18 protein-coding genes and 1 other RNA gene are annotated in these 21,711 nt (G+C 30.3%); 1 reads left to right on the top strand and 18 read right to left on the bottom strand.

Annotated features, from left to right (window positions below):
- The first annotated feature begins 303 nt into the window (after positions 1–303).
- Complete coding sequence (locus tag BUB34_RS08515) at positions 304–513, top strand: tyrosine-type recombinase/integrase (protein WP_084120318.1); 210 nt, start codon at positions 304–306, stop codon at positions 511–513.
- A 68-nt stretch (positions 514–581) separates the two neighbouring features.
- On the opposite strand, the gene BUB34_RS08510 is transcribed toward BUB34_RS08515, so the two are convergent.
- From BUB34_RS08510 to BUB34_RS08425, 18 genes are all read right to left on the bottom strand, one after another.
- Positions 582–1,361, bottom strand: a complete 780-nt coding sequence (locus tag BUB34_RS08510) for a hypothetical protein (protein ID WP_073126441.1) — start codon at positions 1,359–1,361, stop codon at positions 582–584.
- Between the two features lie 296 nt (positions 1,362–1,657).
- Positions 1,658–2,005: a transfer-messenger RNA gene (gene ssrA, locus BUB34_RS08505) on the bottom strand.
- Between the two features lie 202 nt (positions 2,006–2,207).
- Entirely contained in the window at positions 2,208–2,663 is a 456-nt protein-coding gene (gene smpB, locus BUB34_RS08500) for an SsrA-binding protein SmpB (protein ID WP_073126439.1), read from the bottom strand.
- Positions 2,664–3,358: 695 nt separating this feature from the next.
- Positions 3,359–4,738 (bottom strand): peptide MFS transporter, encoded by a 1,380-nt coding sequence (locus BUB34_RS08495; protein ID WP_242948860.1) that lies wholly within the window; start codon positions 4,736–4,738, stop codon positions 3,359–3,361.
- A gap of 434 nt (positions 4,739–5,172) precedes the next feature.
- Positions 5,173–7,326, bottom strand: coding sequence for a ribonuclease R (gene rnr, locus BUB34_RS08490; RefSeq protein ID WP_073126435.1), 2,154 nt, complete (start codon positions 7,324–7,326; stop codon positions 5,173–5,175).
- A gap of 385 nt (positions 7,327–7,711) precedes the next feature.
- Positions 7,712–7,933 carry a preprotein translocase subunit SecG gene (gene secG, locus BUB34_RS08485; protein WP_073126434.1) on the bottom strand — a complete coding sequence of 74 codons (222 nt, stop codon included), beginning with the start codon at positions 7,931–7,933 and terminating at the stop codon, positions 7,712–7,714.
- Positions 7,934–8,177: 244 nt separating this feature from the next.
- Entirely contained in the window at positions 8,178–9,308 is a 1,131-nt protein-coding gene (locus tag BUB34_RS08480; protein WP_073126432.1) for a site-2 protease family protein, read from the bottom strand.
- 202 nt (positions 9,309–9,510) lie between these two features.
- Positions 9,511–10,803, bottom strand: coding sequence for a phosphopyruvate hydratase (eno, locus tag BUB34_RS08475; RefSeq protein ID WP_073126430.1), 1,293 nt, complete (start codon positions 10,801–10,803; stop codon positions 9,511–9,513).
- A 128-nt stretch (positions 10,804–10,931) separates the two neighbouring features.
- Entirely contained in the window at positions 10,932–12,461 is a 1,530-nt protein-coding gene (gene gpmI / locus BUB34_RS08470) for a 2,3-bisphosphoglycerate-independent phosphoglycerate mutase (RefSeq protein ID WP_073126428.1), read from the bottom strand.
- A gap of 12 nt (positions 12,462–12,473) precedes the next feature.
- Entirely contained in the window at positions 12,474–13,217 is a 744-nt protein-coding gene (gene tpiA, locus BUB34_RS08465) for a triose-phosphate isomerase (protein ID WP_073126427.1), read from the bottom strand.
- Positions 13,218–13,308: 91 nt separating this feature from the next.
- On the bottom strand, positions 13,309–14,508 hold the full coding sequence (locus BUB34_RS08460) for a phosphoglycerate kinase (protein ID WP_073126425.1): 1,200 nt from the start codon (positions 14,506–14,508) through the stop codon (positions 13,309–13,311).
- Positions 14,509–14,716: 208 nt separating this feature from the next.
- The gene (gap, locus tag BUB34_RS08455; RefSeq protein WP_073126424.1) at positions 14,717–15,724 is read right to left on the bottom strand and encodes a type I glyceraldehyde-3-phosphate dehydrogenase; all 1,008 of its coding nucleotides are present in this window, start codon (positions 15,722–15,724) and stop codon (positions 14,717–14,719) included.
- A 74-nt stretch (positions 15,725–15,798) separates the two neighbouring features.
- Positions 15,799–16,821 (bottom strand): sugar-binding transcriptional regulator, encoded by a 1,023-nt coding sequence (locus BUB34_RS08450; protein WP_073126422.1) that lies wholly within the window; start codon positions 16,819–16,821, stop codon positions 15,799–15,801.
- Positions 16,822–16,961: 140 nt separating this feature from the next.
- Entirely contained in the window at positions 16,962–18,308 is a 1,347-nt protein-coding gene (gene rpoN, locus BUB34_RS08445) for an RNA polymerase factor sigma-54 (RefSeq protein ID WP_073126421.1), read from the bottom strand.
- 261 nt (positions 18,309–18,569) lie between these two features.
- Positions 18,570–19,445 carry an Hsp33 family molecular chaperone HslO gene (gene hslO, locus BUB34_RS08440; RefSeq protein WP_073126419.1) on the bottom strand — a complete coding sequence of 292 codons (876 nt, stop codon included), beginning with the start codon at positions 19,443–19,445 and terminating at the stop codon, positions 18,570–18,572.
- Positions 19,446–19,489: 44 nt separating this feature from the next.
- On the bottom strand, positions 19,490–20,236 hold the full coding sequence (locus tag BUB34_RS08435; RefSeq protein WP_073126417.1) for a class I SAM-dependent DNA methyltransferase: 747 nt from the start codon (positions 20,234–20,236) through the stop codon (positions 19,490–19,492).
- Positions 20,220–20,492, bottom strand: coding sequence for a small, acid-soluble spore protein, alpha/beta type (locus tag BUB34_RS08430; protein WP_084120315.1), 273 nt, complete (start codon positions 20,490–20,492; stop codon positions 20,220–20,222). The genes BUB34_RS08435 and BUB34_RS08430 overlap by 17 nt, the downstream gene beginning before the upstream one ends.
- A gap of 97 nt (positions 20,493–20,589) precedes the next feature.
- Entirely contained in the window at positions 20,590–21,711 is a 1,122-nt protein-coding gene (locus BUB34_RS08425) for an amidohydrolase (RefSeq protein WP_073126416.1), read from the bottom strand.

Here is a 21,711-nt window from a genome sequence, read left to right as displayed (position 1 = left end):
TTAGCAAGCCAAAACATAATGAAAAAGTGGACTATGAGATATAGAAATTGGGATAGTATTTATAACCAACTATCTATATTCTTTGATGGTAGAATATAAATTTTAAAAAATCTATATTCAGATTTTGTTGAAGGATAAGTACTTTTGAAAAATTACATATACTTCACTAGATTTAGTTTTACCATTTTTGAATTAAATATCCAAAATATGAATAATTAATTCAAACTTACAAATATTATTATTAAATTACATTGCTATAGAGGAGCGAAATTACTCTAAAGCACAAATCAATTTACACTCTCTTTGGAAAAATTAGATATTGAACCAATTACATTTCATACTTTAAGACATACCTATGCTACTCGATTATTTGAAGCTGGAGTTAGTCCTAAGACGGTTCAAGCTTTAATGGGACATTCTGATATCAGCATGACTATGGATATCTATACTCATGTCATGGAAGATGTTAAGATTAATGCTGTTGAACAACTGAATGATATATTTGCGTTATAAATCTTTTTTATACAAAAAATATTTTTTAAGTCCTTAATTGTATATTACGAATAAGGACTTAATTAAATTTAATAACCATTTAACCAATCTATATTATACACAAGACCAAAGTTTAATAAGCTGTCTATATTAATTAAAAATCCATCATCCTTGCTAATTTTCTCTATTTCAAGTATTTTATTATCTTCCACGTCTTCATCTAATATCAAACGATACTCTTTCTGGTATTTAAAATCTGGGTCTTTATAAAGGAACCTTTTTAAGTCATTGTTTTTTGTAAGTTCTAACCTTTTATTCATATTTTCATTAGTGTAATTAACTTTATCTAATGTCCAATTAATGCCCAAAGAGTTTAATGATTTTTCAAGCTTTTCTTGAAACCTAAATGCTTTAATAAATACTACGTATTGTCCAAATTCTGATTTCAATCTATCAATTTCTTTTTCACTAAAATTTAGCTTCAATCTTATTAAATTTCCATCATCTTCAACTATCTCCATATCATCCAATGTAATTCCTATAATGCAAAATACAGGTTTTTTCTTATCATTATCAAACTCTATATTTAAATTTTTCATTCCTACTGGTATCCTTGCTAATTCACTACCATCTTTTCTATCCTTTGCTATAATAGTTGCATCTATAGGATTTAATTTTATTGTTAGCTCATCTTTATCACCTTGACCTTTTAATCCTTCTTCTTTCTCCAATTTTTTGTAAAAATTTATTGTATTCATAAACAGTTTACCTTGGATAATATCATTTGCCCATTTTTCTTCCCTTGTAATTTTAAAATAAAACAATGGACTATCCTCAATAATTTCTTTTAGTTTTTGTTTAAGATTCATAATTATCTCCTTTACAGCTCTTAACAGCCGACCTTATTTACATTATCTCTACACTTTAAATTAATTTACATGTATTCTGTATAAAATTCAAATACTTATACATATATCATAACTTTATTTCTACCTTAACTAAATTTTACCATATCAATATACAATTACAAGTTCATTGCTTTTACTACCATTTTCTTAAATAAAACACTACTTTACTATAATTGTGGTACAGTTGTGGTATTTAGACAAATAAAAAAGGAATTTAAACCTTGAAATAGTTCAAATTCCTTCATTATATAAATTATTGGTGGAGACGAGGGGAATCGAACCCCTGTCCGCAAGTCCTTTCCTCGCTGTATCTACGTGTGTAGCCAACTGATTTAAAATCTCGCCTCACATAACGCCCAGTGGCAAGCTTTATGATCGGCCAGTCCCAATTAGTCTACTTTTAGTCGAGACACCCAAAAAGTAGTTCCCTGCATAAATGACGTCCAGGCCCGGCCGGCAGGAGGGCTAGGCGGGACGAGCAGCAACTAGGCTGCTAAAGCGTAATTATCGTTTGCGTTTGTTTTTTTCCCCAGTTTTTACGTGACCCAGAGTAACACGACACGCAACCTCAAGTTCCAAACCCACGTCGAAACCTTTACGCCCCCGTGGTAGTTTATAGTCGTTGAGACTTGAATTTCGCAAACTTTTTTTGTTCACCATTTATATTAAGTTTTATCGTAAATATAATATAATACTTTTAAGATATAAAATCAATGTAAATATTTAGATTACTATCATATTTTTTATACTTTATATAAGATTTTACTCATTTGTAAAATAGCACCATTTGTCTACGAATTATATCCCTTAATATTTACCTGTAATTTCTCTTTCTATACGTCTTTGAGCATCCTTTTTAGCTAGGTCTTGACGTTTGTCATAAAGTTTTTTACCTTTTGCTAAAGCAATTTCTACTTTCACTTTACCATTTTTTAAATACATACTAAGTGGTATAAGTGAATAACCTTTTATAGTTGTAGCACCTATAAGTTTTCTTATTTCGTGTTTATGAAGCAATAATTTCCTAGTTCTTAGAGGATCTACATTAAAAATATTCCCCTGTTCGTAAGGACTGATATGAACTTGTTTTATATAAACTTCGGCATTGTCAACAGATGCAAATCCATCACTCAAGTTTACTTTGCCTTGTCTAATTGATTTTACTTCTGTTCCTTTTAATTCTATTCCACACTCATAAACTTCTTCTATGAAATATTCATGCCTAGCTTTTCTATTTGTTGCTAATATCTTTTTACCTGCCAACAAGTTCACCTTCTTTACTAAAAATTTCTTAACCTATTATATATTAATCTATACAATGATTTTTTAATCTATATTTGCCAACTTACCATTTGAATATATCCATTAATTCGCTAAATAAATTTCATCAAATAAACCTCTAAATACATATTATTAAGTTTAAATTTATAAAATTGATTATGGTAAATATAGTTTCATATATAATATATAAATATACCATATCCCTATACATTAGTCAATATTGCCATACCGATTACTATTTGATGCCATTTTGTATATCGTATTTATAATATTAATAAGTACATAATACTATAATTTCTTATTTATAACTTTATATTTACTATTTATAACTTCCTATCTATTATCTATAGCTTTCTATATAAATATTCATTATAAATACACTTGTGTCAAAATATATTCGATATTAATCTATCTTCTTTTTTATGAGTATCAAGAAAAATTGATGCCCTATACATATTATTTATAAATATCCGATAAATATACTCCTTGTATCTATTTATCAAGCTATAATTTATTTATCTTAACTTAAGTTTGACTATCATTTAATCCTTAAATGTTTATAAAAAAGATAGTAAAAACTTAGCCACAACTAGCCATTATATTGACTACTTAAAATAAATTTCCTATATATTATAAAAACTAAGGCTTAAAAAATTAAGCCTTAGTTGAATAATTTGTTATTTATCAAACTCTTCTAGTGCCATTAACTTTGTTAATCTCTTTCTCATAAGAGTTAATAAAACTCCGAAAACAGCTACTACTATCGTTATTATTAAGAATATTGTACTGTATCCCATTGTTTCTGTGAATCCAGCTACTTTTCCTGAGATTAGGTTTGAGAAGAAGAAACTCATATACCATGCTCCCATTGCAAGTGAACTATATTTTTCTGGTGCTAGTTTATTAAACATAGCCATTCCTATTGGTGATATACATAACTCCCCTACCGTTAATAAGAAATATGCCAAAAGGATAAATATTAAGCTCATCTGTTTGCTTCCATCAACAACTCCACCTAAAGTGTTTAGTCCTATTATTATAGTAACGAATGCTGATGCAGTTAGGAACATTCCTAAAGCCATCTTAGCAGGTACAGACAAGTCCCCACGTTTTGTTTTAGAAAGCTTAATCCATAGGCTACCAAGTATAGGTGATAAAACTACACATAGTATTCCATTGAAAGAAGTCAACCAAGGAACTGGTATTACAAAACTTCCTATATTTCTATTTACTAATTCATTAGATAATAGTGAGAAAGATGTTGCAGTTTGATACCATGCTGCCCAGAATAAAACTACAAATACAAACATAACTCCTAATGCTTTTAATCTGTTTTTTTCTAATGTTGTTAAAGCAGCAGTATTTTCTTCTTTAACAGTATTGCTACTTTTCTTGTTAACTGGATATTTTGCTTTTTCCCCTAACCATTTTGGAGATAATACTATAAGTAAAGTACATACTATTAGCATTACTATAGCTGCCATTAGGAATATATACTTATATCCATATGCTTGTATTTCACCTTGAGCGTTTACTGATGCAAACCACTTGTCTGAAACTAAACCTGCTAGAATCGGTCCAAAGAATGATCCTATGTTTACAAACATATAAAAAATACTGTATGCTGCATCTTTTCTTGATAATTCATTTTGCTTATACAAAGATCCTACAAGTGAACTTATTTGACCTTTAAAGAAAGCCCCTGCAACTATTAAAACCAATAACCCTGCCCATATATTTAACATGTTAGGTTTTGCGAAAAATAGTACCAGGTATCCACATGCTGTTATAAAAGATCCTAGTATAAGAGATTTTTGAATTCCCAACCATCTATCAGAAATATACCCACCTACTAAAGATCCCATGTAGTTTATACCTTGGTATAGTCCTATAATAGCTGCAGCCTTTGATACACTTAGGCCTAGTCCATTTTGACTAATGTCTGTTGTGAAAAATAGTATCAATACAGATGATACTGCATATCCTGCATAACTTTGAAGTGCGATTGATATATTCGCCAACCAAAGCCCCATTGGATGTTTTGCTTTTTGTTCCATAATTTTGCTCCCCCTTTTTAATGATTTATCCTTTTCTATGATAACACTAAAACCTCTATTTTTTGCTATTTTTCCTTCGTTTTTTTACGACAACAATTATAATTCATAAGATTTTTTTTATTTATATTATTGAAATAATTTTAAAATTATAGCTTTCTAAGTATAATATACATTTAGTAAGATAAATAAAGTATATAAGCATAAATAAAGTATATAAGCATAAATTATTTATTTTATTAGTTAGATTTATTATTGTATTCTAAATTTATTCATCAAAAAAGGTATCAAGCTATATTAGTTCTTTGCCTAATACATAATTTGATACCCTTAAATTAACATATCACTTAAATAAATATACTATTAAATAAATATGCCATTTAAATAAATATAGAACTTAATTTAAATTAAATTAACATCATTAAAAGTAATACTTATTAATTTTTTTCTTCATCTTCTTCGTCTATTTTTTCTAGTAATTCAAAATCTATTTCTCTAAAATCTACGTTAACACTGTCTACTTTTATTCTGACAGTATCTCCTATTTTATAGGTTTTCTTAGTTCTCTCACCAATTACTGTGTAAGTCATCTCATCGTAAATATAATAATCATCATTCATATTTGCTAGCCTTATAAGACCCTCAACAGTATTGTGTAGTTCTACGAAAAGCCCGAATGAAGTTACACTAGAGACAATACCATCGTACTCTTCGCCAATCTTATCCTTCATATACATACATTTGTAGAAGTCATGAACATCTCTTTCTGCTAACTCTGCTTTTCTTTCTTTTTCTGAGGATTGAGTTGATGCATAATCGACTATAGTAGTAAGTTGTTCTTGTCTTTTTGGCGAAATTTTATTATTTAAATGTTCTTTTATTATCCTATGAATCTGTAAATCAGGATATCTTCTTATTGGGGAAGTGAAGTGGCTATAATACTTAGCTGCAAGTCCAAAGTGACCTATACATTCTGGTGAATATCTAGCTTGTTTTAGCGAACGAAGCATTATTGTACTTATTACCTCTTCTTCTTTTTTGCCCTTTATTTGAGAGATTATTGCTTGTAGTGCTTTTGGATGAACTTCTTCCATATCTCCCTTTATAGAGTAGCCAAATGTAGCTATAAATTGGCTTAATTTTTCCATCTTTTCTGATGTTGGAGTTTCATGGACTCTATATACAAATGGAGTTCCCAACCAGAAATAATGTTCTGCTATTGTCTCATTACTTACAAGCATAAATTCTTCTATTATTTTATTTGATATTCTTCTTTCGTAGTGTTTTATATCTACTACTTCTCCATCTTTGTTTAAGATTATTTTTGCTTCTGGGAAGTCAAAATCTATTGCGCCTCTTTTATTTCTTCTCTCCATTAAAATTCTAGCTAACTTTTCTGCATTTTTAAATTCTTCCACTAAATTAGAAAAAGTCTGTTTTAATTTTTCATCGTCATTTTCTAATATATCTGATACCTCTGTGTAGGTCATTCTTGCTTTTGAGTTTATTATACTTTCTTTTATATCGTATTTTACAACTTTACCTTTGTGATCTATTTCCATAAATATCGACAATGTAAGTTTATCTTCAAATGGGTTTAAACTGCATACACCGTTTGAAAGAGTCTTAGGTAGCATAGGGATTACCTTGTCTACTAAATAAACTGATGTAGCTCTTTTTAGGGCTTCTTTATCTAGTTTACTTTTTTCTCTTACATAATGTGTGACGTCCGCTATATGAACACCAAGCTTAAAGTTACCATTTGGCAATACTTCTATTGATACTGCATCGTCTAAGTCTTTTGCATCTTCTCCATCTATTGTAAATGTTTTTAGGTCCCTTAAATCAAGTCTTCTCTCTACCTCGTCTTCTGGGATTTCAACTGCCACAAACTCTGCTTCTTCTAAAACTTTCTTAGGGAATTCTTCAGGCAGACCATGTTCTCTGATTATAGATTCTATTTCTACTCCTCTTTCTCCCTTTTGACCTAAAACTTCTATAATTTTACCCTCAGCTTTTCTATCTTCTATTGGCCATACTGTAATTTCACAAACTACCTTATCATTTTCCTTGGCACCACTAAAATATTTTTTTGGTATATATATGTCCTTATTAAATTTCTTGTTGTCTGGTATTACAAAACCAAAGGTCTTGCTTGGTTTAAATACTCCTACTACTTGTGTTACTTCTCTTTGGATAACTTTTACTATCTTACCTTCTGCTCTTTTCTCATCTGTAGCTGGAACTACTATTTCAGCCATAACTCTATCATTATGCATAGCTCCATTTATATCAGATGATGGTATAAATAAATCTTGTGTATATTCTGCATCAGACTCTACAAACCCAAAACCTTTTCTATGAGATACAAATTTTCCTACAAAATATCCCATCTGATTTGGAGATAATACTTTTCCTTTTTTAGTCTTGCATATATATCCATCTTCTTCTAGTTCATCTAAAAAATTATAAAACATAGGCATTTCTGATGAGTGTATATCAAAAATTGAAGCTAGTTCTTCTTTTTTTAGAGGATTATATGCTTCATCATTTATTAAACCGATTAATCGTTCTTTTAATCCTTCTACCATTACGCCCTCCTAAATTATTAATTATTTTTATATTATCTTTTTTGATTTTAAATTAAGTACTATTTAATAAATCTAAAAATATGTTATTCATTTTTGAGTTTTAAATATTCTATATTATATATTATGTTCAATTTAACTATAATATATTGTTTCCATTTTCTCTATTATACAATCTTAACATAATTTTCTATATTTTATAATATATAGTAAATTTCTAACAATATTTTTACAATTATTTCCCGAGAAAAGTCTAAAAAAGGACAGCAAACAGATTTTTCCTGTAAGCTGCCCTTTTAATCTTTAATTCAAAAACTAAATTTAATTTGTGAATACTTTAAATACAATTTCTAAACTAATTTAAATGATGGCCGGTCACCTAAATTAATTACTTAACTAAAAGTAACGCTATTGCATTTAAAAAGAATAATACTGATGTTATTTTTGTTATCTTAGAAAGAAATGCTTGTTTACCTTTTGGCTTAAAGTAGCTTTGGGTACCTTCTCCACCGAATTGTGAAGGTGCTGCACTCTTAGTATCTTGAGGCATGATGCTACATACAAGTATTACAGCTAGCAACATTTGCACGCCCATTAAGATCTTGCTCATTTGTAACCCTCCTAAATATCTAGCTTTTAATTTTATCTAAACTTTAGTGTATCATAACAGAATATTTTATTCAATATTTCCATTATTATTATAGACATAATCTAGAATATATTTTCAAAATTCATTAATTTTTTAAAACCATTATATTATAGATTAATTTCAGATTATTATTTTTAGATTATTATTCTTATACTATTAATTTCAGATTATCACTTTCAGATTATTATTTTTATAAAATATTCGCTTAGTCTATATAATTATCTTTTATAAACTCAACTATCTCAAGTTCACTTTCGATTTCTGATTTAATAGGGTATGTTTTCTCGGCCTTTTTAATTTGATTTAACATCTCTTTAGCTTTATTAATATCTTTTTCTATAATTAAATTGTAGGCATACATTATTCTCATTTTGCTTATATGCCCTTTGCTTGCTTTTATGTATGATTTTAACTCTTTTGTATATAATTCATTTATTTTTTCTTCACTTTTCTCACCTATTATCTCATAAAAAAGTAACTCACACGTGATTTCATTTTCATATAATTTAGCTATTTTCGGAGTATAATTTATTAAAAATTCATAACACTCCCTAGCCTTATCAAACTCTAATCTATCATGATAATAAGCTGCTTCAATACATTTTATACTAGTAGCTAAAGGATTGCTAAAATCAAGTTCCCAGTCATTTATAAACCACTCTGTAGGCATATCCTTTACTCTTATTCCTCTACTCATAAGTCCATTTACCTTTAGCTGTATATAAAAACAATATCTATTGAATTTATTTTTTATCATTGATACTAAGTTATACCCGTCATTGGCAACCCCACCTATTTTCATAGGAATACCATTAGTAATAAGTGTTATAATACCACTTCCAATAAGAGAAATTAATACCATATCAACATACTTACTATCCTTAGGGATACTATAAATTATAAAAGACCCAATTACTAATATTAAATTCATCAGTATACCGCCTAGATTATACAGAATGTACGGATAATCTTCATAACTATCTTCCCTTGGCATCATAAGGCATTGCCCAGCCGTACCGGCTAAACTAAATTTTTTTATGGCTAGTTTTCCATTTTCTTTTACAAAAGTTAAGCTAAATATCCTAAATGATATAAATTCATATCCAGACAGAAGCCCAAATATTAAATGGCCTAATTCATGTAAGATAATCTGAATTATAAATGCCATATAAAATACAGTAAAAACAAGAACTAACTCTAATATACTATTACCCTCTAAGTTAGATTTTTCAACCATCTTGACTCCAATTACAGCCCCAGTCAACATCATAACTATAAGTAAAACCACTTTAATTAACATATCCTTAATGTTAATTTTTTTATTTTTCTTTTTCATAAAATCCCCCTCAATTAAACACAGCTTTAGCTTTTATTTCTTTAGAAAAATTATAAACTTCTACTTCATTATAACGTTATATGCTTAATACTTCTATTTAATTCATAAGGAGATACTACAACCCCAATTTAAAAAGGAGTTTTGATTAATGATTCTAACTCTAATCATTAATCAAAACTCCAACTATACTCTTTAAAACAAATTATTTTTTTAAGTTATAGAAAGATTTTAATCCGCAGTATCTAGCAGAATCTCCAACTATTTCTTCTATTCTTAATAATTGATTGTATTTAGCAACTCTATCAGTTCTTGATGGAGCACCAGTTTTTATTTGTCCAGCATTTACAGCTACAGCTAAGTCAGCTATAGTAGTATCTTCTGTTTCCCCTGATCTATGAGATATAACTGCAGTATATCCAGCTCTCTTAGCCATTTCTATAGCATCTAAAGTCTCAGTTATAGTACCTATTTGATTAACTTTTATTAATATAGAATTAGCAACACCAGATTCTATTCCTTTTTCTAGTCTCTCTGTATTAGTTACAAATAAGTCATCTCCAACTAATTGTAATTTGCTTCCTAATTTTTCAGTTAATAATTTCCATCCATCCCAATCTTCTTCATCTAAACCATCTTCTATAGTTATTATTGGGAAGTTAGTTGACCAATCTTCATATAATTCAACCATTTGCTCAGCTGTTAATTCTTTTCCTTCTCCAGCTAAAACGTATTTTTTAGTTTCCTTATTGTACATTTCTGTAGCAGCAACGTCAAGTCCTAACATAACGTCTTTTCCTGGTTCATATCCAGCCTTAGATATAGCCTCAACTATTAATTCTAATGCTTCTCTATTTGAATCTAGGTTTGGAGCAAATCCACCCTCATCACCTACACCACAAGCTAATCCTCTTTCAGCTAAAACTTTCTTTAGAGAGTGGAATACCTCTGCACCCATTCTTAATCCTTCTCTAAATGACTCAGCCCCAACTGGTAATATCATGAATTCTTGAACATCAACGTTATTGTCTGCATGCTCTCCACCATTTAATATGTTCATCATTGGTACTGGTAATTGTTTAGCATTTACTCCACCTATGTATTGGAATAATGGTAAACCTATTTCTTCAGCAGCAGCTCTAGCTACAGCCATAGAAACACCTAATATTGCATTTGCTCCTAATTTACCTTTGTTTGGAGTTCCATCTAACTCTATCATTAACCCATCTATTCCTGGTTGGTCAAATGGATCCATTCCCTCTAGTTCTGGAGCTAATACTTCATTTACGTTGGCAACAGCTGTTTCAACACCTTTTCCTAAGTATCTTCCTTTGTCACCATCTCTTAATTCAACTGCCTCAAAAGCTCCTGTTGATGCCCCTGATGGTACTATAGCTCTACCAACAGTTCCACTTTCTAAAATAACTTCAACCTCAACAGTTGGGTTTCCTCTTGAGTCTAATACTTCTCTTGCGTATACTAATTCAATAGCTGACATAATATGTATCTCCCTTCAGTTTGTAATAGATTATTATTTTTTGATTTGGTATTTTAAACACTTATATATTATATTACATTCAAATTTATTGATGGGTAAATTTGTAAAATTTTATATTATTTTAGGTACTATCTAACTATTAATGAATGTCCAGACATCTCCTCTGGTTTGTCTAAATTCATCATATCAAGTATAGTTGGTGCAATATCTGAAAGTCTTCCAGAGTCTAACAACTTAGCATTCTTAAACTCTTCTCCTGTTACTATAAATGGAACTGGATTTATAGAGTGAGCTGTTACAGTCTTTTCTGTATCAATATCTATCATATACTCTGCATTTCCATGGTCAGCAGTTATTATTGCATTTCCACCAATTTCATTTAATTTATCTATCAACTTCCCTACACAACTATCTACTTTTTCTACTGCTTTAATAGCAGCATCCATCTTTCCTGTATGTCCAACCATATCAGGATTTGCATAGTTTACAACTATAAAATCAAATTTATCTTGTTCTATTTTTTCAAGTACTTTTGTAGTAAGTTCATCAGCAGACATTTCAGGTTGTAAATCATAAGTTGCAACCTTTGGAGATGGTATTAGTAGTCTCTCTTCTCCCTTATTTGGCTCTTCTACTCCTCCATTAAAGAAGAAAGTAACATGAGCATATTTTTCTGTTTCTGCTGCCCTCAGCTGAACTTTTCCATTTTTAGCTAAATACTCACCTAATGTATTTGCCAAAGACTGAGGTCCATATGCTATATTAACTTCTTTTATAGTTATATCGTACTCAGTTAAACACACAAAAAATAAGTTTTTACAAGGTCTATCAAATCCAACGAATTCATTGCATGTCAATGCTCTTGTTATCTGTCTAGCTCTATCTGGTCTAAAGTTAAAAAATACAACTGAATCATCTTCATTTATAGTTGCCACAGGTTTTTTATCTTTTAATATAACTGTAGGTAATATAAACTCATCATTTTTATCACTATCATAAGATTTTTGGATAGCATCTATAATAGACTGCGCTGTTTGACCCTTGCCTTCTGACATTGCCTCATATGCAAGTTGTATTCTTTCCCATCTTTTATCTCTATCCATTGCATAATATCTACCAGATACTGTAGCAAATTCTCCAGTTCCAGTTTCTATCATTAAATCTTCGATTTGTTTAGCATAACCTATTGCACTCTTTGGATCTGTATCTCTTCCATCCGTAAATGCATGGACATATACTTTTTTTACACCTTTTTCATTTGCCATTTTTATTAAGGCTTTTAGGTGATCTATATGCGAATGTACTCCTCCATCTGACAATAATCCCATTAGATGAAGTGCTTTATCTTTTGCATTTTCCATAGCCTGGCACAATACTTCGTTTTTAAAGAAACTGCCATCTTCTATTGATTTTGTTATTCTAGTTAAATCTTGATATACTATTCTACCTGCACCTATGTTTGTATGACCCACTTCTGAGTTACCCATTTGTCCATCTGGCAATCCTACATCAAGACCACTAGCTTTTATTAAAGTATTTGGATATTGTTTTATTATATTATCTAAATTAGGAGTATTAGCCTCTAATATTGCATTTCCTTTTTTGTTTTTAGTATATCCAAAACCATCCATGATGATTAAAGCAACTGGTTTTTTCATTTATTCCACTCCTTAGAAATTGACAAGCTTTAAGTAGTCATCACTAGCCAAACTAGCCCCTCCAACTAAAGCCCCATCTATATCGCTTTGGCCCATTATCTCAGCCACATTTGAAGGCTTTACACTTCCTCCATATTGAATTCTAACTTCATTTGCTAATTCTTGGTATAAACCTGCTACAACTTCTCTTATGTAAGATATAACATCGTTTGCGTCTTCTGCTGTAGCTGTTTTTCCTGTTCCTATAGCCCAAATAGGTTCATAAGCTATAACAACCTTGTGTAAATCTTCTTTAGATACATTCTCTAAAGCTTTTTCAATCTGAAGCTTACATATTTCTTTAGTTTTTCCAGATTCTCTTTGTTCTAAAGTTTCTCCACAGCAAACTATTGGATTTATACCTACTTCTAAAGCCTTTAATACTTTTTTGTTTACTGTTTCATTAGTTTCAGCGAAGTATTGTCTTCTCTCTGAATGTCCTAATATAACATAGTCCATCTCTATTTCTTTTAGCATAAGAGGAGATACTTCTCCTGTAAAAGCACCTTTTTCTTCAAAGTGCATATTTTGGGCACCTATTTTTATATTAGTTCCCTTTGTAGCTTCTTTTAAATCTTTTAATAGTGTAAAAGGTGCGCATATAACAGCTTCTACATCTGTATTATTTACATTCCCTTTAACTTCATTCACAAATTCTAAAGCTTCTTTTATAGTTTTATGCATCTTCCAATTTCCAGCTATTATAGGTTTTCTCATATTATTTCTCTCCTTATACAACATTTATTATATTTAAACTTGTTGCACTATAAATAGTAATCTTTACATATTTATATTATAATATCTAGTCTTATTTATTATCTAGTGCTACTATACCAGGTAATTCTTTTCCTTCTAAGAATTCCAAAGAAGCACCTCCGCCAGTAGATACATGAGTCATCTTATCTCCAAATCCTAATTGATTAACTGCAGCTGCACTGTCTCCACCACCTATTACTGTAGTAGCATCTGTCAATTCTGCCATAGCCTTGGCAACTGCTAATGTACCTTTAGCAAAATTAGAGAATTCAAAAACTCCCATTGGTCCGTTCCATACTATTGTCTTAGATTTATTTACAGTATTTACATAAGTTTCTATAGTTTTTGGTCCTATATCAAGTCCCATATGCCCTTGTGGTATGTTTGCATCTTCAGTTATAACCGGTGTAGAGTCTGCAAATTTATCAGACACTGCATTGTCTATTGGAAGTAGGAAATTAACCCTTTTGGCCTTAGCCTTTTCCATCATTTCTTTTGCATAGTCAACTTTGTCTTCTTCAACTAAAGAAGTACCTATTTCGTACCCTTGAGCTTTTAGGAATGTATATGCCATTCCTCCACCTATTATTAGGTTGTCTACTTTTTCTAATAATTCATTTATAACAGCTATTTTATCAGAAACTTTTGCTCCTCCAAGTATTGCAGTAAAAGGTCTTACTGGATTTGCAACAGCCTCTCCTAAGAATTTTAATTCCTTTTGAATTAAGTATCCACAAGCTCTTTCATCTAAAAATTCTCCTGCTCCTACTGTAGAACAATGAGCTCTATGTGCAGTTCCAAATGCATCATTTACAAATATATCTGCTAAAGATGCAAGCTCTTTTGAATAATTCTCTTCGTTTTTAGTTTCTTCTTTTCTGTATCTAGTATTTTGAAGTAATATTATATCTCCATTTTCCATTTTTTCTACAGCAGCCTTAGCATTTTCTCCTACAACATTGTCATCAGCTGCAAATACTACTTCTTTATTTAACATCTCAGATAATCTTTTTGCTACAGGAGCTAAAGATAACTCTGGCTTTGCTTCCCCTTTTGGTTTTCCTAGGTGTGAGCATAATATAACTTTTGCTCCATTATCTAATAAGTACTTTATAGTAGGTAATGCTCCATTTAATCTGTTCTCATCTGTTATGATACCGTCCTTTAAAGGAACATTAAAATCACATCTAACTAATACTTTTTTTCCATGTACATTAATATCTTCGATTGTTTTTTTGTTAAGCATTGACATCCTATATCTCCTCTCAAAAATCCTTTTTCATAAATTAAGTATGCTACATTCAATATTTTTTCATATTAAGTATATCATTTTTATAGATTTTTACATATAATATGTTACATTTTTTTCAAAAAATTATATAAATTGTATTAAATTTAAATTACTCTATAAATATTTAAAGTCCAAGCCGTAGCGTCAAACTACAAGCTCGGACTTATAATTACTTAGATAATTGAGCAAAATATGCCAAAGTTCTTATTAACTGAGATGTATAAGACATTTCATTGTCATACCAAGAAACAACTTTAACTAACTGTTGTCCTCCTACATCCATAACCTTTGTTTGGGTAGCATCAAATAATGATCCATAAGTTATACCTATTATATCAGAAGATACCAACTCTTCATCCGTATATCCAAATGATTCGTTTGAAGCAGCTTTCATAGCTTCATTTATTTCCTCAACTGTAACATTTTTGTCTAATGTACAAACTAATTCTGTCAATGATCCTGTTATAACCGGAACTCTTTGAGCTGATCCATCTAACTTACCTTTTAATTCTGGTATAACTAAACCTATAGCTTTAGCGGCTCCTGTAGTATTAGGAACTATATTTCCTGCTGCTGCTCTACCTCTTCTTAAATCACCTTTGCCGTGAGGTCCATCTAAAGTATTTTGGTCATTAGTGTAGGCATGGATAGTAGTCATCAAACCTTTTTGTATTCCATACTTATCATTTAATACTTTAGCCATTGGCGCTAAGCAGTTAGTTGTACAAGATGCACCTGATATAACTGTTTCAGTCCCATCTAATATATCGCTATTAGTATTGAAAACCACTGTTTTTATATCTCCTGTAGCTGGTGCTGATATAACAACCTTTTTAGCTCCTGCTTCTATATGAAGACTTGCTTTTTCTTTTGAAGTAAAAAATCCAGTACATTCTAATACTATATCAACTCCAAGTTCCTTCCATGGTAAATCTGCTGGGTTTCTCTCTGCAGTAACCTTTATTTCTTGTCCATTAACTACAAAGCCTCCATCTTTAACTTTTATCTCACCATTAAATCTTCCTTGGGCTGTATCATATTTAAATAAATGAGCCAAAGTTTTTGCATCTGTTAAATCATTTATCGCAACAACCTGGAATTTATCAGTTTGTTCTATCATTCTTCTTAAAGCTAATCTTCCTATTCTACCAAAACCGTTTATAGCTACTTTAACCATCTTGCTACCTCCTATAATGTCTTTTGTCTATATATTTTTTAGCAACTGCTAGTTATCGACTTTATAATTTCAACTTATGTCAGTGAGAGTATCTTATAGGCACTTTTTTCATCTGTTATCAAAACTATGTTTTTATTTACATTTGATACCGATAAAAATGCCTCAGCTTTCTCTGTCCCCGCAAATATGGCAATAGTTTCTTTTGTATTTTTAAACGTTTCTAGATTAATACCGACAGTATTTAACTTATATACTATTTCTCCATCCCTGTTGAAATAATAACCGAATGCTTCACCTACAGCATTTTTCGACATTATTTCTTCAATTTTATCCTGAGGAAGTTTTCTTCTCTTAGCCATTACATCAGCCCTACCTATACTAAAAACTAAAATGTCAGTCTTTTCAATATAATCTAGTGTTGATTTAATCTCAGGCACTTTTATAAGTGTATTCATAGCACTTATATCTAATTCATCAGGTATGTTAAGTAGTTCGTAGTTAGATCCTAATTTTTTGCTAGTTATGGCCACTATACTATTAGATTGTGTATCAACATCAGTTCCCATACTACCTCTTGCTGGAACTACAGTAGAATTGTGGTACTTTTTATCTGTCTTTATGCTCTTAGCAAATTCCAACATTGTGCTACCACCTGTTATTGATACTATATCTCCGTCTTTTAAAATATCTAAAAAATATTCTGAACCACATCTTGCTACATCTTTTAGTATACTTTCGTTTTCATCAAAGCTTCCTGGAACTAATATGACTTTTTTGATACCTAGTTTACTTTTTATCTTATCTTGAAGTCTAGATAATCCCATTATGTCATTCATAATATCCTTTAACTTCTCTAGTAAATCTAAGCCCTCTTCAGTTATAGTCATTCCAGATACTGCTACATCTATAAGACCTTGTTCTTTTAGAACTTCTGTTTCCGACCTTATTATTCTTTCGCTTATTTCTAATACATTAGATAACGTTCGCCTACCTATTGGTTCACTTAAAGATATCTGTCTTAATATAGAATATCTTTTTTCCATAAGTTCAATAGCTTGTGGTATTATTTTTTTTTGAATCTCTAATAATTTATTCATAATGTACTCCTTGTTTCTCTTTTTCATCGGGACTTTTTATGTCCCTAGAGATTTTTTAAGTCCCACAAGATAATTTTATTTTATAGGAATAGTATATATATTTCAATAGTTTTTATAATAATTTATTTATTTTTACATATTTAATATTCTTTTCTTCTTGTAGAAGATAAAATCCCCAACTCTTCTCTATACTTTGCAACTGTTCTCCTTGCAACGTTTATACCGCTACTCTTTAAAATTTTGGATATATTATCATCACTTAAAGGTTTTTTCTTATTTTCGTTTTTTATTGTTTCCTCTATGATTTTTTTTATGCTTGTGCTAGAAGCCATTCCACTGTACTCAGTTTCAATAGCACTACTAAAAAAGTATTTAAGCTCAAAGACTCCAAATGGCGTTAGCATATATTTTCCATTTACACCTCTACTAATAGTAGATTCATGACATTCAAGCTTTTCAGCTATTTCCTTCATTTTTAATGGCTTTATATGCTTAATTCCTTTTCTTAAAAAGCTTTCTTGGGCCTTTACTATTTGCTCTGCTATTCTAAGAACCGTATGTTTTCTACTCTCTATATTTTTCATTAATCCTGTGGCTGAGTTCAGTCTTTCCTTTATAAACTCTTTTGCCCTTTCATCTGATTGCGAACTTTTTAATATTTCTTTGTAATAATTATTTATCTTTATTTGATATGAATCCTTTTCATTTAGATATACAACAAATTCACCTTCTATTTTTTCCACTATTACATCGGGCTGTATATACACACTTTTTTCTACAGAACAAGTTCTCCCTGGTTTTGGATCAAGGTTTTTTATTATACTTATAAGTTCAACACATCTTTGCAGTGAAATATCATATTTCTTGCTTATATCTTTGTACTTATTACTTCCTATTAAATTTAAATCGGTTCTTACTATCTCCTCTAATACTTCATTATATATTCCCAAACTGTGCATTTGTATTATCAGACACTCCGAGAGGTTTCTAGCCCCTACCCCAGTCGGCTCTAATTGTTGAACACTATTTAGACAATTATAAAAAGTATCTTTATCTATATTTAAAACGTCAATTATTTCTTTTTCATCTGTTCTTAAATATCCATCCTCATCCAAACTATCTATAATATACTCACAAACTTCCAGTTCTTTTTTATCTAATCTGTACAAACTTATTTGGAATTTTAGATGTTCATATATGTTTGATGAATACCTCACCATATTTTCTAAATTAACTTCATTTTCAGGATTGTAATTTACTTCGCTTTTTTCTATCCTTCGTGACTTTTCCATATGTTTTATATACTCTTCCCAATTTATCTCACTACTTTTTTCTATTTCTATTAGTGGATTAACTTCGGCTTCTCTTTTTATCTCATCTTCTAACTCCAACTTACTCATATTTAATATTGCTAGTGATTGTTTAAGCTGAGTAGTCATTACTAATTTCTGAGATTGAGTTAACTCTAAGGTATGATTAAAATTCATTGTTCTCACCTCATCTTTCTATATAAATTATATTTCCATCAAAAATCACTCTATATCTATATTCTATCATTTAACACGCTTCTTTTAAAATACCTCTTTTAGAAAATGATTCTCTATTTATATATATTGTATTTATTAACGCATTTATTAATTTTATTTAATTTATTATAGAAAAAATGACTTCTAATAAATAGAAATTCGTTTCTGTTTATTTAGAAGCCATTTTTAAATTTTATAAAATTCTATACTATTTTAATGATTCTATAGTGTTTTCAATAATTCTATAAGCTCGTCCTCTGTGTATTTATATTTTCTATTGCAAAATTGACAGCCTATTTCCACTTCACTATCTTCTTCTATTATTTGAGATATTTCTCTTTTGCCAATTGCAATTAATACTTTTTTTACTCTTTCTTTTGAACATTCACATTCAAATCCAACTTCACACTTATCTAATATTCTAGGATTTAATCCTTCTAGGACTATATTTAGTATCTCCTCTGGAGTTTTTTTATCTTTTAACATATTAGTTATTGACTCTAGATTTTTTACATTTTCCTCTAGTTTATTTATTGTTTCTTCTGTTGCATCAGGCATTAATTGAACTATAAACCCTCCAGCACACTCTACCTCGTTTTCTTTAGTTAGTACTCCTAATGAAACCACTGATGGAGTCTGCTCTGACACAGCAAAGTAATATGTAAAATCCTCTGCTATCTCTCCACTTACTAATGGATAGGCTCCATTATATGGCTCTTTAAGTCCTAGGTCTTTTATAACCTTCACTACGCCTTCTGTTCCTACAGCCCCAGCAACATTTAGCTTTCCATTTGGATAATCTTCTACCTCTACATTAGGATTTGATACATATCCTTTTACAGTTCCTTTTGAATCAGATGTTGTAAGTATAGTTCCTATAGGTCCTCCACCCTTTATTATAACAGTAAGCTTATCATTATCATTTTTCATCATAAGCCCCATCATAGATGTAGCAGTCAAGGTTCTTCCTAGTGCTGCTGTTGCAACCTTTGTTGTTTCATGTAGAGCTCTTGCCTCTTCCACCATTTCTCTAGTTGTTGCAACAAACGCTCTTACCTGACCCTCGCCACCTGTTGCTCTTATTATATAATCACCCATTTTGTCCTCCGTTAAATTTAAAATTTCCACTATGTCTTGGATATTTACTTTCTACACACAAAAAATATTCTCTGAGTTTCATCTGTAGGTCTTTCAAAAGTAAAATCTCCAAATACTTTTATACTGCTAAACCCTACCTCTTGAAGCATCTCTATTATTTCCTCTTCTGTATATGCCCTTTGCTGATGTATTTCTTCAAACCTTTCAAACTTTCCATCCTCATCTTTGATAAAGAATGCCAATTCCATTTCTACTAGATTTTCCTCATCATCAAAGTAATTTTGCCACATGTACGCTATATCTTCCCTGTTTTCTCCATACATATTATTTCCTAATATATTTGCAAGTTTATAAAATGAACTTATATCAAAAATAAATATACCATCTTCTTTTAAAAGTTCATGTGTTTTAGAAAATACAGATTCTAAATCATCATCATATGTTATATAATTAAATCCATCGCAGGCACAAAGCACACAATCCAGATCTGTGATTTCAAAATCTAGTTCTCTTATATCTTGTTGCAACAAAACTAATTCTACACCTTGCTTTTCGGCCTTTTCCCTAGCTACACTAAGCATCTGATCTGATATATCAATCCCTGCTATATCGTATCCCTTCTTAGTAAGTGGTATAGTCATATTCCCTGTTCCACATGCTAGTTCTAGTATATTTTTTACTTTGCAGTTTTCTTTTTTTATTATTTCTTCTATATATTTAACCCATCCGTCATAATCAACTTCACTCATAAGTTCATCATATACAAATGCAAAATCACTGTACTGATTCATCTGTGTTATTTTTCCCTTCCATCATCTTTTTCTTTTGTTTTTTTCGTGATGTAAGTATTCCTCCGATTCTTCCAGCCTCTTTAGCCGTAAGACCGGCCCAACCTCTCTCACTCACCTTATCCAGCAACCCTAGTTCTGACGCTATCTCATATTTCATTATATCATTATCTGTCAATATTTTAGGTTTTTTGCTACCTGATGGCTTTGCCTTTTTATTGATTGTATTAATATTTTTATTATCATTTTTGTTAGTCATAAAAAACACCCCTTCTATTTTGTATTTTTGTCATATAAGAAAAATTTATACAAATATTGAAGGGGCACTCATTTGTTTTTTAATAGTTTATATATTTCTAAATAGTATCAATTGATTTTTTATGTTTCAATAGGTCTATATACACATTTAACGCATTTATAAATATATCCTCATTAAAGTTAAAATTTAAACTGTGAAGTCCATTTGTAAATCCTTTTTCCTCATTTCTTGACCCTAACATAAAGAATAACCCAGGAACTTCCCTTTGATAATAAGAAAAGTCTTCAGATATCATTAGAGGGTCTAGTTCTATTACTCTATCTCCTACAGCCTCTATAAATTCATCATAAAGATTTTTATCATTTTTAACCGATATATAATCGTCCTTTACGTTGACGTTTATTTTGCAGTTATAAGCTAGTTCAAATCCTCTTGCCAGTTCATTTATTCTTTTTTTGATATTAGAATATATTTCTGGGTGAAATGCCCTTAAACTACCCTCTATTCTTATATTTTCTGCTATTATATTTCTTCTACTTCCACCTTGTATTTTCCCCATAGTTAATACAGCATTGTCTATAGGACTTATATTTCTAGAAACTATAGTTTGTAGGTTACTTATAAAGTTTGCAGCTATAACAATTCCATCTATTGCATTTTGTGGCATAGCTCCATGACCGCTTTTTGCAATTATATCTATATCTATGTCTCCTACTTGCGCAAGGAAATACCCAGGTCTTGTTCCTACATATCCTTCTTGTATTTCTGGATATATATGCAGGCCATATATTTCATCAACATTGTAGTCTTTAAGAACTCCAGCTTCTATAAGCGCTTCAGCTCCTCCAGGTCCTTCTTCTGCAGGTTGAAATATAAATACAATATTATCATTTAATTTTTCTTTGTTGTCATTTAAAAACTCAACTAATCCTAGCAATATTGTAGTATGTCCATCATGACCACATAAGTGCCTTACTCCATTTTCAGTAATAAGTCCGTCTATATCCGCTCTAAATGCTATAGTTTTTTTAGGATTCTTGCCTTTTATCATCCCTACTGTTGCTGTATCTAAATAGGTTTCATATGCAACATTCATTTGGTCTAACTGTTCTCTTATATACGATGCTGTTTTGTACTCCTTCCTACCGCACTCTGCAATAGGGTTTAATATATTTCTATGTTTATAAAGTTTATCTTTTAAATATTCGATTTTATTCAT

The organism is Asaccharospora irregularis DSM 2635, assembly GCF_900129815.1.
Taxonomy (GTDB): Bacteria; Bacillota; Clostridia; order Peptostreptococcales; family Peptostreptococcaceae; genus Asaccharospora; species Asaccharospora irregularis.
Note: the sequence above shows the minus strand (reverse complement) of the source record. Positions and strands in the feature narration are given on the sequence as shown.

What these genes read in the sequence shown, in the direction of transcription:
- BUB34_RS08510 (WP_073126441.1), bottom strand. Translation starts at nt 1,361, where the DNA reads ATGAATCTTAAACAAAAACTAAAAGAAATTATTGAGGATAGTCCATTG.
- BUB34_RS08495 (WP_242948860.1), bottom strand. Translation starts at nt 4,738, where the DNA reads ATGGAACAAAAAGCAAAACATCCAATGGGGCTTTGGTTGGCGAATATA.
- rnr (WP_073126435.1), bottom strand. Translation starts at nt 7,326, where the DNA reads ATGGTAGAAGGATTAAAAGAACGATTAATCGGTTTAATAAATGATGAA.
- secG (WP_073126434.1), bottom strand. Translation starts at nt 7,933, where the DNA reads ATGAGCAAGATCTTAATGGGCGTGCAAATGTTGCTAGCTGTAATACTT.
- BUB34_RS08480 (WP_073126432.1), bottom strand. Translation starts at nt 9,308, where the DNA reads ATGAAAAAGAAAAATAAAAAAATTAACATTAAGGATATGTTAATTAAA.
- eno (WP_073126430.1), bottom strand. Translation starts at nt 10,803, where the DNA reads ATGTCAGCTATTGAATTAGTATACGCAAGAGAAGTATTAGACTCAAGA.
- gpmI (WP_073126428.1), bottom strand. Translation starts at nt 12,461, where the DNA reads ATGAAAAAACCAGTTGCTTTAATCATCATGGATGGTTTTGGATATACT.
- tpiA (WP_073126427.1), bottom strand. Translation starts at nt 13,217, where the DNA reads ATGAGAAAACCTATAATAGCTGGAAATTGGAAGATGCATAAAACTATA.
- BUB34_RS08460 (WP_073126425.1), bottom strand. Translation starts at nt 14,508, where the DNA reads ATGTCAATGCTTAACAAAAAAACAATCGAAGATATTAATGTACATGGA.
- gap (WP_073126424.1), bottom strand. Translation starts at nt 15,724, where the DNA reads ATGGTTAAAGTAGCTATAAACGGTTTTGGTAGAATAGGAAGATTAGCT.
- BUB34_RS08450 (WP_073126422.1), bottom strand. Translation starts at nt 16,821, where the DNA reads ATGAATAAATTATTAGAGATTCAAAAAAAAATAATACCACAAGCTATT.
- rpoN (WP_073126421.1), bottom strand. Translation starts at nt 18,308, where the DNA reads ATGAATTTTAATCATACCTTAGAGTTAACTCAATCTCAGAAATTAGTA.
- hslO (WP_073126419.1), bottom strand. Translation starts at nt 19,445, where the DNA reads ATGGGTGATTATATAATAAGAGCAACAGGTGGCGAGGGTCAGGTAAGA.
- BUB34_RS08435 (WP_073126417.1), bottom strand. Translation starts at nt 20,236, where the DNA reads ATGAATCAGTACAGTGATTTTGCATTTGTATATGATGAACTTATGAGT.
- BUB34_RS08430 (WP_084120315.1), bottom strand. Translation starts at nt 20,492, where the DNA reads ATGACTAACAAAAATGATAATAAAAATATTAATACAATCAATAAAAAG.
- BUB34_RS08425 (WP_073126416.1), bottom strand. Translation starts at nt 21,711, where the DNA reads ATGAATAAAATCGAATATTTAAAAGATAAACTTTATAAACATAGAAAT.